Source organism: Natronosalvus vescus (genome assembly GCF_023973145.1).
GTDB classification, from domain to species: domain Archaea; phylum Halobacteriota; class Halobacteria; order Halobacteriales; family Natrialbaceae; genus Natronosalvus; species Natronosalvus vescus.
Window position 1 is genome coordinate 2,456,595 of the sequence record NZ_CP099546.1, and the last position, 12,736, is coordinate 2,469,330.

General features: G+C 63.7%; 11 protein-coding genes. 5 read left to right on the forward strand and 6 right to left on the reverse strand.

Annotated elements, in window-relative coordinates:
* Positions 1 to 25 precede the first annotated feature (25 nt).
* From NGM68_RS11750 to NGM68_RS11760, 3 genes are all read right to left on the reverse strand, one after another.
* A complete protein-coding gene (locus tag NGM68_RS11750; RefSeq protein WP_252698314.1) occupies positions 26 to 301 on the reverse strand; it encodes a hypothetical protein in 276 nt (91 codons plus the stop codon).
* Positions 302 to 568: 267 nt separating this feature from the next.
* Positions 569 to 1,360 carry an FkbM family methyltransferase gene (locus NGM68_RS11755; protein ID WP_252698315.1) on the reverse strand — a complete coding sequence of 264 codons (792 nt, stop codon included), beginning with the start codon at positions 1,358 to 1,360 and terminating at the stop codon, positions 569 to 571.
* 319 nt (positions 1,361 to 1,679) lie between these two features.
* Entirely contained in the window at positions 1,680 to 3,185 is a 1,506-nt protein-coding gene (locus NGM68_RS11760) for a sensor histidine kinase (RefSeq protein ID WP_252698316.1), read from the reverse strand.
* Positions 3,186 to 3,415: 230 nt separating this feature from the next.
* On the opposite strand from NGM68_RS11760, the gene NGM68_RS11765 reads away from it, so the two are divergent.
* From NGM68_RS11765 to NGM68_RS11785, 5 genes are all read left to right on the forward strand, one after another.
* The gene (locus NGM68_RS11765) at positions 3,416 to 4,477 is read left to right on the forward strand and encodes a beta propeller repeat protein (RefSeq protein ID WP_252698317.1); all 1,062 of its coding nucleotides are present in this window, start codon (positions 3,416 to 3,418) and stop codon (positions 4,475 to 4,477) included.
* A gap of 219 nt (positions 4,478 to 4,696) precedes the next feature.
* Positions 4,697 to 5,008 carry a 30S ribosomal protein S24e gene (locus NGM68_RS11770; protein WP_252698318.1) on the forward strand — a complete coding sequence of 104 codons (312 nt, stop codon included), beginning with the start codon at positions 4,697 to 4,699 and terminating at the stop codon, positions 5,006 to 5,008.
* Positions 5,009 to 5,143, forward strand: coding sequence for a 30S ribosomal protein S27ae (locus tag NGM68_RS11775; protein WP_252698319.1), 135 nt, complete (start codon positions 5,009 to 5,011; stop codon positions 5,141 to 5,143).
* A gap of 123 nt (positions 5,144 to 5,266) precedes the next feature.
* Complete coding sequence (locus NGM68_RS11780; protein WP_252698320.1) at positions 5,267 to 6,892, forward strand: bifunctional N(6)-L-threonylcarbamoyladenine synthase/serine/threonine protein kinase; 1,626 nt, start codon at positions 5,267 to 5,269, stop codon at positions 6,890 to 6,892.
* 130 nt (positions 6,893 to 7,022) lie between these two features.
* Positions 7,023 to 8,975 (forward strand): heavy metal translocating P-type ATPase, encoded by a 1,953-nt coding sequence (locus tag NGM68_RS11785; protein WP_425493619.1) that lies wholly within the window; start codon positions 7,023 to 7,025, stop codon positions 8,973 to 8,975.
* 96 nt (positions 8,976 to 9,071) lie between these two features.
* Here the strand turns inward: NGM68_RS11785 and NGM68_RS11790 are convergent, their stop codons facing one another.
* The 3 genes from NGM68_RS11790 to NGM68_RS11800 form a co-directional block, all read right to left on the reverse strand.
* Positions 9,072 to 10,367, reverse strand: a complete 1,296-nt coding sequence (locus NGM68_RS11790) for a polysaccharide deacetylase family protein (RefSeq protein WP_252698322.1) — start codon at positions 10,365 to 10,367, stop codon at positions 9,072 to 9,074.
* A gap of 171 nt (positions 10,368 to 10,538) precedes the next feature.
* Entirely contained in the window at positions 10,539 to 11,174 is a 636-nt protein-coding gene (gene moaC / locus NGM68_RS11795) for a cyclic pyranopterin monophosphate synthase MoaC (protein WP_425493566.1), read from the reverse strand.
* Positions 11,167 to 12,594, reverse strand: a complete 1,428-nt coding sequence (locus NGM68_RS11800) for an NAD(P)H-hydrate dehydratase (protein WP_252698323.1) — start codon at positions 12,592 to 12,594, stop codon at positions 11,167 to 11,169. Before NGM68_RS11800 ends, moaC begins: the two co-directional genes overlap by 8 nt.
* Positions 12,595 to 12,736: the final 142 nt, after the last annotated feature.

Genomic DNA, 12,736 nt, shown 5'->3' on the forward strand with positions numbered 1-12,736 from the left:
CGCGACAGTCGGCATCTGCTCTCGATTACACTAGTCCCCAGACCGCGTGCTGACCGAAGCGAACCGCGGCGAACGGGACGATAGCGACGAGTGCGAGGACGAACGAGACGAGCAATTGCTTCGTCGTCGAAAGGTCGTTCCATCCGCTCGCCCCGAATCTGGCCGTCAGCGGCGGTTCGAACGCTGCCCCGAGAAAGCCGATGCCGAAGAGCGTCGCGAACGCGCTGATCCGCGTCTCGAGGCCGAGGTTCGGTTGGCCGAGGGTGGATCCGACGAGGACGAGGACGACGCCGATGAGCAATCGATGGGTGACAGAAAGCTTCGAAATATCAATATAGATTGATACAAATGGGGTTATAATAATTCTTGTGACTGTTGGATCCTGTCGTGCAGGTGCGTCGAAGAAGCATCAGTAGAGTGATGGCTGGTAGTCTCAGAGACGGGATACTCCAGTGATGGCGGCCAGACCACAGTCAGCGTCCGTTCTCGATCTGGTAGCTATCGTAGCCACTGAAAGTCAATGCACACCCGATCACAAGATAGGTTTTCGATCGGTGTGTCAGTCGTTTCAGTGGCTACTGCTGTTGGAGCGTGCTTTGACGTGGAGGTCGAGGCCTCGATCCATGATCGTCTCGACGGTAAAGCCGAGATCCGAAAGGGAGTCCAGGAACTCCTCCGTGGTGGCTCCGTGATCCTGTACCGACGGTCGCGTTTCCGCTGGCCGGTGGACTTCACAGTAAACCAGTCGACACTCGTCGTCTGTCAGCGTTTCTTCCATTCCATCGATAACGCGTGGCTCAGCACCTTCAACGTCAATTTTGACGACGTTCGGCTGGGGAATCTCGTCACCGACGAGATTGTCTCCCGTCCGAGCAGGCACCGTGATCGACCCGCCTTCGCCGGTGGCGGCACTCTCTGAATCCAGCGTGAGCGTCTCGTTCGTATGCCAGAGCGCACATTCGTGAACCGATGCGTCCACGTCGTTCGCCGCAACGTGTTTCCGACAGCGCTCCGCGGCGACCGAAGCCGGTTCGAACGCTTCGACCCGATTCACACGCTGGCCGGCGAAACACGAGTGAAAGCCGATATGTGCACCGACGTCCCAGAAGACGTCGTCCTTCTCGACGTTCGAGAGGAGGTCTTGTACCATCTCGCGTTCGCCGTCGTCGAAGATCTGCAGGGAGCGTGCGGCACGCCCCTTCGTCGTGAACGTCGCCGTGACGTCATCTATCTCGAACGTCCGTGAGCCACGGCTGCGCCAGTAGGTCAATGCTGTGTATCGCTGTAGCGCCCCGATTGATTTACCCACGAGCTGATTCAACCCTTCCTCTCGGTAGACTTCCGCTGCACGATTGATCATGTACATCCCGTCCCATCATATTGTTGCCAATAGTTCCTCACCTTCGATTAGAAACTGTTTTAAGTGGGTTCCCTGGTTTTCTTCCTTTCAGACGTTCGATCGTTCCACTGCCGCCTGCTCGAGTGGTACTGGTCGATAGCGGTCGGTCGAGATGGTCGATAGCGGGGTTGGTCACGATCGTGGAGGATATACGCGAGAGAGCGCGTTCTAGTGGGAGTTTCAATCGTGGGTCACGTTCGAGTTCGAATCGAGACAGGTGACGAGAATCCCAACCGACGTCGAAATAACCGCTGACCGTTGCGTTGACGCTCGTTTACCTTCAGTGGGCCAGTAGAGGCGGTTCCGCCGGCTCGTTGTCCACCGAAGTCCGCTCGAGCGGGAACGAGAGCGTGACGACCGAGCCGCCACCAACCCGGTCGCTGAAGCGGACGTCGCCGCCGGCATTGGTCACCAACCAGGAGACGAGCCAGAGGCCGAGTCCGGAGCCGTGATTCAGTTGCGTTTCTTCGCCCTCGAGCACCGCTCGCCGTTCGCTTTCGGGGATACCGGGGCCGTCGTCGGCCACCGTGAACTCGAGGCGGGCAGACGACTCGTAGGTGACGGTCTGGACGCCCACCTCGACCGTTGGCTCGGTTTTCTGAGCGGCACTGTCGACGTCGGTATCGGACACGGAAGCCGACCCGTGGTGATGCTCGACGGCGTTATCGACCAGTTCGTTGAGTGCGTCGACGACGCTTCCGTCGACAGTGGTGGTAGCGGCTCCCATTTCTTCGACCTGCGAACGGACCGTCGCGTGAGGGTACGCCGCTGTGGCGCGGTCGACGACCGATCGGATCGCCGTCGGGGGCTCGATCAGATCACGATCGCTGCGGCGTGCCAGGGCGCGTTCGACGCCACGGGCCTTATCGGCCGTTCCCAGCAGGTTTTGGATTTCCTGACGAATTGGTTCGACGTGTTCGGAGCCAACCTCGTCGTGGCGTTCGGCGATGAGATTCGTGTGCCCCTGAATAACCGTAAACGCGTTCCGGAGGTTGTGTCTGAGGACGCGATTGAGTACCTGAATTCGCTGCTCGCGGTCGCGTTGTTCGGAGACGTCCCGAACGACCGCCACGTAGCCGCGCTCGAGCGAACTGATCGTCACGCGCTGGGGGAAGGTAGTACCGTCGTCGCGAACGCCGATCAGCGTTCCTTGCCAGTTTGACCGCGACTCGAGGGCGGGGTACACCTCGCGCTCGATTTTGACCCTGGCGGCGTTCGTATACTGCTCGTCCCAGGGACGCCCGGTGAGCGCGTCTGGTGTCTCGAGGTCGTACATCGACGCGTAGGCTTCGTTGACGTAGGTGTGCTCGGCGTCGGTGAAGAGCGCGATGCCGTCACGTGAGGCGTCGACGGCGCGTGCGAGGCGGTTGTGCGATCGGTAGTGGCGAGCGAAGTCTGTGTAGAGATGTCCCACACCGGTGCCGACGGCGATGCCGATGCTGAGGGCGGTCAATGCCGGTTGTCCAAGCCCTGTTTCTGTGCCCGTTCGAATGGCCTGGAGGTACACGGCCCAGATACTCGTCGTCGTTGCGAGGAGGCCACACCCGATCGCACACGCGGCGATCGTTCCTTGCCGATCGGTCTCGAGTCGGTCGCCATCGCTAGTTCCGTACCAGACGAGGGCTGCGCCGACGACGATCGGCACCAGTGTCTCGAGAAGGATCGTCTCGGGTGGCCCGCCACTCCGGGACGCGTACAACAACGAGAGCACGATGAGGCCGAGTCCGACGAGTGAAACGGCGTGCTCGGCGAGAGACGTGCGCGCGGGGGGAACGAGCGAGGCCATCGATATCGTCTGCTTGGACGAGTATTTTCAGACGGCGGCCATACGTGTTGTGGCCAGTCACCGCCGATTTATGGCGATTTATTGTCAACTCGTCTTCGTGGCTGGAGCGTACGCCACTTTCGTCTCCGGGCCTCGCATCTGTCTGCTCGTGCCGGCTCGTCGTTCCGACCATGTGCCATTACATCTGCTACCACAAACGGTAGGGCAGCCGCGGTCGATACGGGTACTAGATGACTCGAGTGTATATCGCACTACGCGACCGGTTGCGGTGGTGTACAGTTTCCGAGGTCGGTGACGGTGGCGGTGATCGACCACGGGCGACTCAGCAAACGACACGCCTCGAGGGTCGTCAGCTCGAGTGCGTCGTTGTCTCCCCCGACGCGCCCGAGCGAGTGTTCATCGGCACGTTCGAGGATGGAGTGTTTCGATCGACGGACGGCGGTGAGACGTTCGAGTCGCTCGAACCGACGGTGGAAACTGAAACAGGCGACGAAACCGCGTTCGTTAGCGACGCGGTGATGTCGATCGCGATCAGTCCCCACGACCCCGATGTCGTCTACGCGGGTACCGAACCCAGTCGGGTGTATCGCTCCCGGGACGGTGGCGACACCTGGACGCACCTGTCGGGACTGACCGATCTCCCTTCCGAGGACGAGTGGTACTTCCCGCCACGTCCGCACACCCATCACGTTCGGTGGCTCGAGGTCGACCCGTTCGATCCCGACCGCGTGTACGTGGGAATCGAGGCCGGCGCGCTCGTCCTTCGCGACGAGGCCGGCGACAGCTGGTACGAACGCCCCGAGGGATCCCGGATCGACAATCACAGTCTCGCGACCCACTCCGACCGCGAGGGTCGGGTCTACAGCGCCGCCGGCGACGGCTACGCCCAGAGCGACGACACTGGCGAGACGTGGGAACACCCTCGGGACGGTCTCGAGCACCGCTACTGCTGGTCGGTCGTATCCCATACAGACGACCCCGACCGCGTCATGGTCTCGAGCGCGAGCGGTGCCTCGAGCGCCCACACGGCCTCGCAGGCGTCGGCGTACGTGTATCGGAAGGACGGGGCCGACGTCCCGTGGGAACGCCTCGACGACCGGGGCATCCCGATGGGCGATGGCGTCGTTCGGGCGGTGTTCGCGAGCGATGACGAGGGGGGCGACGTGTACGCCGTCACGAACCAGGGGCTGTTCGTCTCGGGTGATTTTGGCGACTCGTGGTCGGCGGTCGACCTCGAGTGGGAGGCCGAACTCGAGTCGATCACGCCTCGCGGGCTGGCGGTGGTTCCCTGATTGCGGGCCGTCTCGCCTCGCGGTCTGTGCTTGTCACCTCGCCACGGATCGACGTGGGTTGACGCACCGCCCAATTGCGAGCCTCGATCGGTCGAATCGACTCACCGGCCCGCTCTGACTGGACGGGGCGTGGCACCAATCGCACCTGCCATCGCCTACCACCCGCTTCGAAATCCTTTTACACGCTACCCGGGCATAGTAGAGTAACTGAGTGATATCATGGACGTCGACATCATCTCCGAAAAGGAGAACCCCATGTTGCACCGTACGGACGTCACGTTCGAACTGGTTCACGACGAGGCAACGCCCTCGCGTCTCCAGGTTCGTGACAGTCTCGCCGCCAAACTGAACAAGAACGCCGACGAGGTCGTCATCCGCAAACTCGACACCAAATTCGGCATGCGAAAGACCATCGGCGCGGCCAAGGTCTACGAGTCGTCGGCCCACGCCGCCGAGGTCGAACAGGAGCACATGCTCGAGCGCAACAAGATCGTCACCGAGGACGGCGACGTCGAGGCGGAGGAGGCCTAAATGGCACACTACGAGATCTACGCCGACGACGGCACCGCAGAGCGCGAACAGTGTCCGCGCTGTGGCGACTCGTTCCTCGCCGACCACGGCGACCGCCAGCACTGTGGCAAGTGTGGCTACACCGAGTGGGCCTGAGCCGACTCGAGCGCCACCCACTGTAGTGTTGCATCCGATGGAACGAACACGGTTTTCCCGTGTCCGCAAGCCCTCGAGCGACGCGGCCACGATTTCAGCCACCGGTAACGGAGTGCTGTTGCCGTGACTGACGACGCACCCCGGATCCTCGGCATCGAGGGCACTGCCTGGGCGGCCAGTGCCGCCCTTTACGACGCCTCGAGTGACGACGTCACGATCGAAACCGATGCCTACGAACCGGACAGCGGCGGCATTCACCCGCGGGAGGCCGCCGAACACATGCACGAGGCAATCCCACGGGTCGTCGAAACGATCCTCACACACGCTGCCGACACCGCACCCGCAGACGCCGATGGGCCTGGGATCGACGGCGTGGCGTTCTCCCGTGGCCCCGGCCTCGGCCCGTGTCTCCGGGTCGTCGCGACCGCAGCGCGGGCGCTCGCGGGGACGCTCGAGGTGCCCCTGGTCGGCGTCAACCATATGGTCGCCCACCTCGAGATCGGTCGTCACACTGCCGACTTCGACGACCCGGTCTGTCTGAACGCGAGCGGGGCCAACGCCCACCTGCTGGCCTACCGGAACGGCCGATACCGCGTGCTCGGCGAGACGATGGACACCGGCGTCGGGAACGCCATCGACAAGTTCACTCGCCACGTCGGCTGGACGCATCCGGGCGGACCGAAGGTCGAACGCGCGGCCGAAAACGGCGAATACCTCGACCTCCCGTACGTCGTCAAGGGGATGGACTTCTCGTTTTCGGGCATCATGTCCGCCGCGAAGGATGCGGTCGACGACGGTCACGCCGTCGAGGACGTCTGCTTTTCGCTCCAGGAGAATATCTTCGGGATGCTCACGGAGGTGGCCGAACGGGCGCTCTCGCTCACCGGCAGCACCGAACTCGTCCTCGGGGGCGGGGTCGGACAGAACGCCCGCCTTCGAACCATGCTCGAAACGATGTGTGAGGAACGGGGGGCCACGTTTCACGCCCCCGAACCCCGATTTCTGGGGGACAACGCCGGCATGATCGCCGTGCTCGGCGCGAAGATGTACGCTGCCGGGGATACGCTGACGCTCTCCGAGTCACACGTCAGACCGAACTTCCGCCCGGATCAGGTGCCGGTGACCTGGCGCGGCGACCGTGCGGATCGGTCACGCGGAACGGGTTGCGAGACGATTCGCGGGGCCGAGGCGGTCGTCACCCTCGAGCCCGAGGCCGGAGTCGTTCATAAGCGACGACTTCCCAAGTCCTCCCGCTACCCCGCCCTCGACGAGCGACTCCGTCGCGAGCGGACGACCCTCGAGGCCCGGCTAACGAGCCTCGCTCGGCGCGAGGGCGTTCCGACGCCGGTCATCAGAGACGTCGATTGTGAGGGGGCCGCCATCTCGTTCGAGTACGTCGGCGAAGCGGAACTCAGGGATGCCCTCGAGCCTGCGCGCGTCGAATCGGTCGCCCGTTCGCTCGCGTCGATCCACCGGACCGGGTTCGTCCACGGCGATCCGACGACGCGGAACGTTCGCGTCTCGGCCGACCGTACCTACCTGATCGACTTCGGTCTGGGCTATCACACCGACCACCTCGAGGACTACGCGATGGATCTGCACGTCTTCGATCAGAGCCTCCTCGGGACGGCCGACGACCCGGAACCGCTTCGCGATGCGCTTCGGGAAGGGTACCGCGACCGGGGTCGGGCGGACGTCCTCGAGCGGCTTCGTGAGATCGAATCTCGCGGGCGCTACGTGACCGGGTGACACCACTCGAGAGCTGACGGACTGGTAGCGACAGGAAACCGGTTTTGTGGCCGTGATGGAGGCCCGCTTTACGAACGCTTTTCGCGTCCTGGACGGAAGGTAGGCTATGGAGACGACGACCACGTCGCCGATGGCATCCGATCGAGCAGCGACATCGGCGGTACGCCCGGTCGTTCGACGTCAAGCGATGTTCGTCGTCCTCACGTTTCTCGGAATGTTCGGCGGACTGTTCGGGAGTTGGTTCGGGGCACCGGAGTCGGTCGTCTGGGGCAGTTACGCCGTCGCGTACGTCTTCGGTGGCTGGTACGGCCTCAAAGAGAGCATCAAGGCGGTTCAGGTACCGGAGGTGGAGATCGACCTGCTGATGATCATCGCGGCGCTCGGTGCCCTGTACATCGGCGCTCCCTTCGAGGGCGCGATGCTGTTGTTTCTGTTCTCCCTGTCGGGCGTCCTCGAGGAGTACGCGATCGGGCGTTCTCGAACGGCTATCAGGTCACTCATCGAGATGCGTCCCGAGTCGGCTCGCGTGCTCCGTGATGGCACCGAAGAAATCGTCCCCATCGAGGACGTCGACATCGGCGACGTCTTCGTCGTTCGCCCTGGCGGTCGGATCCCGCTCGACGGCGTCGTCACGGCCGGCGAGAGTACGATCGACCAGTCGTCGCTCACGGGTGAGTCGGTTCCCGTTCCGAAAGAACCCGGCGACGACGTGTTCGGCGGGACGATCAACGAAACCGGGAGCCTCGAGGTTCGCGTGACCCGGGAAGCCCAGGAATCGGCGATCTCACGGCTCATCCACATGGTCGAGGAGGCCCAGAGCAAGCGGGCACCGACGCAACAACTCATCGATCGCTTCGAACAGCCGTACGTGCTGGGCGTCTTCGCCATGACGCTGATCGCGATCGCCCTCCCGATCGCGCTCTTGAATCACTCGTTCGATCCGACGGTTTACCGCGCGATGACGCTCATGGTTGCCGCATCGCCCTGTGCAGTCATCATCTCGACCCCGGCGGCAGTGCTCTCGGCGATTTCCGCCGGCGGACGGCAGGGCGTACTGTTCAAAGGTGGCGAGCACATCGAGACGGCGGGGAGCGTCGACGCCATCGCGTTCGACAAGACTGGCACGTTGACAGAGGGGAACACCCGATTGACCGATGTGTCCGCCCACGAGGGGGCGACCGTCGACGGGACGGCGATGAACGAGGAGCAGCTGTTGACTCTCGCCGCCGCGGTGCAGGCCCGATCGGAGCATCACCTAGCCGAGGCTACCGTCGAGGCCGCCGAATCCCGTTCGCTCGAGCTTCCTGACGCGACCGGCTTCGAGGCGGTCGTCGGCAAGGGGGTTCATGCGACCGTCCAGAACCGGACGATCCACATCGGCAACGCGCGGTACGTCGAGACAGTACTAACTAGCCGATCGATCGACGGGCTCGAGGTCGGACTCGATGCGGTACGAGAACTCGAAGCGAGTGGCAAGACGAGCGTCCTCGTCGTTAGCGAAACCGACGAGCAGCTACAGGTGCTCGGCTGGCTCGCGTTCACCGACACAATTCGGTCGGATGCAGCAGCGATGATCGAGCGCCTGCGCGAACGCGGTGTCGAACGAATCGTCATGCTGACCGGGGATAACGAACGCGTCGCCCAGTACATCGCAGACGAACTCGGGATCGACGAGGTCTATGCGGGGCTCTTACCGGAGGAGAAAGTCGAGCACGTCGAACGGCTCCAGGAGCGCTACGAAGCGGTTGCGATGGTCGGCGACGGGGTGAACGACGCGCCGGCGCTTGCCACCGCCGATATCAGTATCGGGATGGGCGGCGCTGGCACCGACGTGGCGCTCGAGACGGCTGACATCGTCCTGATGTCGGATAAACTCGATCGACTGCCGTACGCGTTCGCGCTCAGCCAGGAGACACGTCGAACGCTGTTTATCAACTTCGGGATCGCATTCGGTGCTATCCTGATCATGGTCGTCGCGATTTTGACGGCGGGCATTCCGTTGCCGGTCGCCGTGGTCGGTCACGAAGGGTCGACCGTGCTGGTGAGTCTGATCGGATTGCGGCTCCTCCGCTTCGATGGGTGATAGCTGTGGTTCGATGGATGGCGCCACGTTCCAGTCGGTCGTGTCGTGTGCAGCGAACGGATAAAAATAGGTCGCAGTCGTTCGATAACGAGCAGATCAGATGACGTACTCGTCCGCGAGCTGCTGGGGCGTGATGACCTCGATGTCACCCGCTTGCTCGAGGTCGTGGATGTGTTCGAGGGTGGCCTCGAGGGCGTCGAGGTCGTTCTCGAGTCGGACGAACGCGATCGAGGCGATCCCGCCGAGTTCCACCGTCATGTCGAGCGTGTGATGAGCCTGTTCGGCGTCGGGGTGAACCAGGCGCGAGCAGAGGGCCGAGTTCATGATGGCACCGTGGGTGGGGTACCCGCCGGAGAAGCCGAGTACGTGGTTGTCAGTGACTGCTTCGATCGCGGCGTCGTCGTACCTGTCGCCCGGGTAGGCAAAGAACTGAGCGCCGTCGCCGTAGCCGTTGTCCTCGAGCCACGCGCGGGCGGTTTCGACCTCGCTCTCGGCGCTTCGGTCGCTTCCGAGGTTCTGCATATTCCCGCCGTGAGCGCCGTAGCTCCCGATCGTCCAGCCTGCCTCGGAGAGTTCCTCGACCTGGTCGTGTGTAAGGCGGTCTCCATCGTGGCCTTCCTCGGCGCGAAGCCGGTTCGTCGGAACGAACGCCGTCGCCGGGATGTCGTACTCCTCGACGAGCGGGAGGGCGTTGGTGTAGTGAGACTGGTAGGCTCCGTCGAACTGTAGCAGTACTTTGGCGTCGGGCCGGGAGACGAAGTGAAGGTCGTCGATCCACGCCTGAGTGGTAGCCTCACCGGACCAGATGGTGATGTCGATCTCAGTGACCTCGCTCAAATCCGGACTCCCCTGGAGGTACTCGACGCCGAAGTTGACGTGGCGGATGGACATACCGTTCGTCCGCTGACGGAAGACCGCCTTGTCACGCGATTCATCGAAGAGCTGGATAGCAACGTTGACAGTGTGGTGGGAGGCGACCGCCAGGCCAGGCCTTAGTTCGCTGCAGTCGATCGGTTCCTCGAGTTCGCGGGACATCCTGACCTGGGACTCTGCCTCGCTTGCCTCGAGCAAGACTGACTGGCTGCCCGTGACCGAGTAGTCCCCGTACGCGCTGGCAGATCCAGAGATCACGCGCCAGTTGTTGAGGTTTTCGAAGTCGTCGAACGTCTCGGCCTCTGGCGGTGATTCGGCGTCACCTTCGCCGTTACCGTCGCCCTCGCCGTTGCCATCGCCGTTTCCGTTACCGTCGCCGTTACCTGTGCCGTTGCCGTCGCCGTTTCCGGACGAGTCCGTCGTATTGTTGTCGGTTCGTGGTTCGTCGGTTTCGCCGAAGCCCATGCAACCGCTGATAGTCAGTGCGCCTGCCGTTACGAGATAGGTACGTCGCTTCATTGCGCCGACGAGGTGTACCACGGGAGAGGGGGATTGTTATGAACCCGTTTGCTCGATCGTAGGGTCGAAGTTGCATCGTTCGCGATCCGAGAGTGTCAATACGAAAACGTCTACGCAGCGTCCCCAAACCCCTCTCAGAGCGTGGTAGGTGGTGCATACTCCGGGTGAGCGTTACTCAGTGCGCTTGGTTTTCTCGAGCACCCGCACGTTCTCGATCGCCGTCGACGGATACTGCCCGTCGTCGTCCTTCTCGACTGCCTTCACCATGTCCCAGACGACGTTTAGGCCCGTCGTGACGCCCTCGAGCGCCTCCATCTCGCAGCCGGTTTTCCCGGTGGTCTCGACGGCGACCTCGAGGGTGAGCGTGCCGGTGGTGTCGTCTTCCGCGTCGCTATCAACAGCGTCGGTGTCGTCGTGTCCATCGTCGTCGAACCGAAACGCGAACGCGGTGTCGACGTTCGTGATCGGAATCTGGTGACACATCGGGATCGTCTCCCAGGTGTGTTTGACCGCCTGGATCGCGCCGACGCGCGCGGTTGCGAGGACGTCACCCTTCTCGACTGAATCGGCGCGAATCGCCTCGAGCGTCGAGCGCTGCAGTCGAATCTCCCCAGTTGCTACGGCTCGCCGTCGCGTGTCCGGTTTCGAGCCGACGTCGACCATCTGCACGTCGCCGTCGGCGGTCGTGTGGGTGAGTTCATCAGTCGTCGTCACGTTGACGTCGGTCTCGTCTCCCTCGTTGCGCTCGCCTGTTCCGCCTGTCTCGTCGCCGTCGTCTTCCATCTCGGTCACCTCCTCGTCACTCATCCGGCTCACCCCATATCGCCTCCGGAATCTCCTCGAGCATCTCGGACGCGTACAGCCCCTCGTACTGTCGGTCGGTGACGCGTTCGCCGGCGAGTCCGTTGACGTACGACGCCGCCGCCGCGGCCTCGAACGGCTCGCTGTGCTCGAGCAAGCCCGCCGTAATCCCGGCCAGCAGGTCACCGGTGCCGCCGACGGCCATCGCCGACGTCCCAGTGCGACTGATGCGCGTCCGCTCGCCGTCGGAGATCACGTCCGTGGCTCCCTTCGCGAGGACGACGTGACCGAGGTCGGACGCGAACGCCTCGATTTCGTCCTCGACCGCCCGGAGCTCGTCGGCCTCTGGGCCCCCCATCCGCGCGAGTTCGCGCCGGTTCGGCGTGCAGACGAGGGTCGCTTCCGTCTCGAGATCCGACACGACCTCGAGGGCGTCGGCGTCGACCACCGCCTGGCCGGTGTAGCTCTCGAGGAATCGCTCGGCGGCCTCGAGGGTCTCCTCGGCCGTCCCCAGACCGGGGCCGAGGACGACGACGTCGTCGTAGCGCTCGGCTGTTTCGACCAGATCGTCGACCTGATCGGGCGTCAGTACGTCGCCATCGTACGGCTGGACGATCAGATCCGGCGCGTACGACTGAATCTCGCCGGCGACGGCGTCGGGCGCGGCGACGAACGAGAGTTTCGCGCCGGCGCGCAAGGCTGCCTGAGCAGCCAGCGCCGGTGCGCCCGTGTAGGGGCCGCCGCCGATTACGAACGCCCGCCCCGTCCGCTCAGCCGGTCTGGCGAGGCGAACGTCACCAGGGCCAACGACGTGCTCCGCGGCCGACGGGATACCGATGTCGGCGACCGTCACCGACGCCTCGAGATCCGCGAGCCCCGTTTTCTCGTCGTGGAAGGTGACGACGTGGTCAGCGTCGACGCCGTTGACCGCGTGGTCGCCACCGTCGGCGTCGAACCCCGAGGGAACGTCGACGCTCACGACGGTTGCCGAGGACTCGTTGATCTGTCGGGCGGCCGTCGCCGCCGGTTCGCGTAACTCGCCGCTGATCCCGGTGCCGAGCATTGCGTCGACGATAACGTCGCATTCGGGGAGCTCGATATTACGAGAGTCGGTGACCGTTCGACGATCGTACTCGCCGTGCTCGAGGGCCTCCCAGTTCGCCCGCGCGATATCGGTGCCGATGGCGTCCGCGCGGCCGAGCAGGAGCGTCGTCACGTCGTAGGCCTCGAGAAAGCGGATGGCGACGAACGCGTCGCCGCCGTTGTTTCCCCGGCCAGCGACGACGACGACGCGGTCTCCGGGGTCGGCGACGGTCTCGACGGCTCGACCGACGGCGTTTCCGCTGGACTCCATGAGCTGTCTCCGGGGAACGCCGAGTGCCGCGGCGTTCTCGTCGACGGCGGCCATCCGTTCGCCAGTGATCATAGTCTGGCACAAACTTCGTCGGGGATCCCGTTGAAGATTGCGGGGCGGTGGCTTTTGTGCGGTCGTGGCTGATCGGCCACTCGCGGGCACTCCAGTTCCCTCGGGTCGACGGTGCGGGCACAACGAGACACGTTTACAGTTA

What these genes read in the sequence shown, in the direction of transcription:
- NGM68_RS11800 (WP_252698323.1), bottom strand. Translation starts at nt 12,594, where the DNA reads ATGATCACTGGCGAACGGATGGCCGCCGTCGACGAGAACGCCGCGGCA.
- NGM68_RS11765 (WP_252698317.1), top strand. Translation starts at nt 3,416, where the DNA reads ATGACTCGAGTGTATATCGCACTACGCGACCGGTTGCGGTGGTGTACA.
- NGM68_RS11760 (WP_252698316.1), bottom strand. Translation starts at nt 3,185, where the DNA reads ATGGCCTCGCTCGTTCCCCCCGCGCGCACGTCTCTCGCCGAGCACGCC.
- moaC (WP_425493566.1), bottom strand. Translation starts at nt 11,174, where the DNA reads ATGAGTGACGAGGAGGTGACCGAGATGGAAGACGACGGCGACGAGACA.
- NGM68_RS11785 (WP_425493619.1), top strand. Translation starts at nt 7,023, where the DNA reads ATGGCATCCGATCGAGCAGCGACATCGGCGGTACGCCCGGTCGTTCGA.
- NGM68_RS11775 (WP_252698319.1), top strand. Translation starts at nt 5,009, where the DNA reads ATGGCACACTACGAGATCTACGCCGACGACGGCACCGCAGAGCGCGAA.
- NGM68_RS11770 (WP_252698318.1), top strand. Translation starts at nt 4,697, where the DNA reads ATGGACGTCGACATCATCTCCGAAAAGGAGAACCCCATGTTGCACCGT.
- NGM68_RS11755 (WP_252698315.1), bottom strand. Translation starts at nt 1,360, where the DNA reads ATGATCAATCGTGCAGCGGAAGTCTACCGAGAGGAAGGGTTGAATCAG.
- NGM68_RS11790 (WP_252698322.1), bottom strand. Translation starts at nt 10,367, where the DNA reads ATGAAGCGACGTACCTATCTCGTAACGGCAGGCGCACTGACTATCAGC.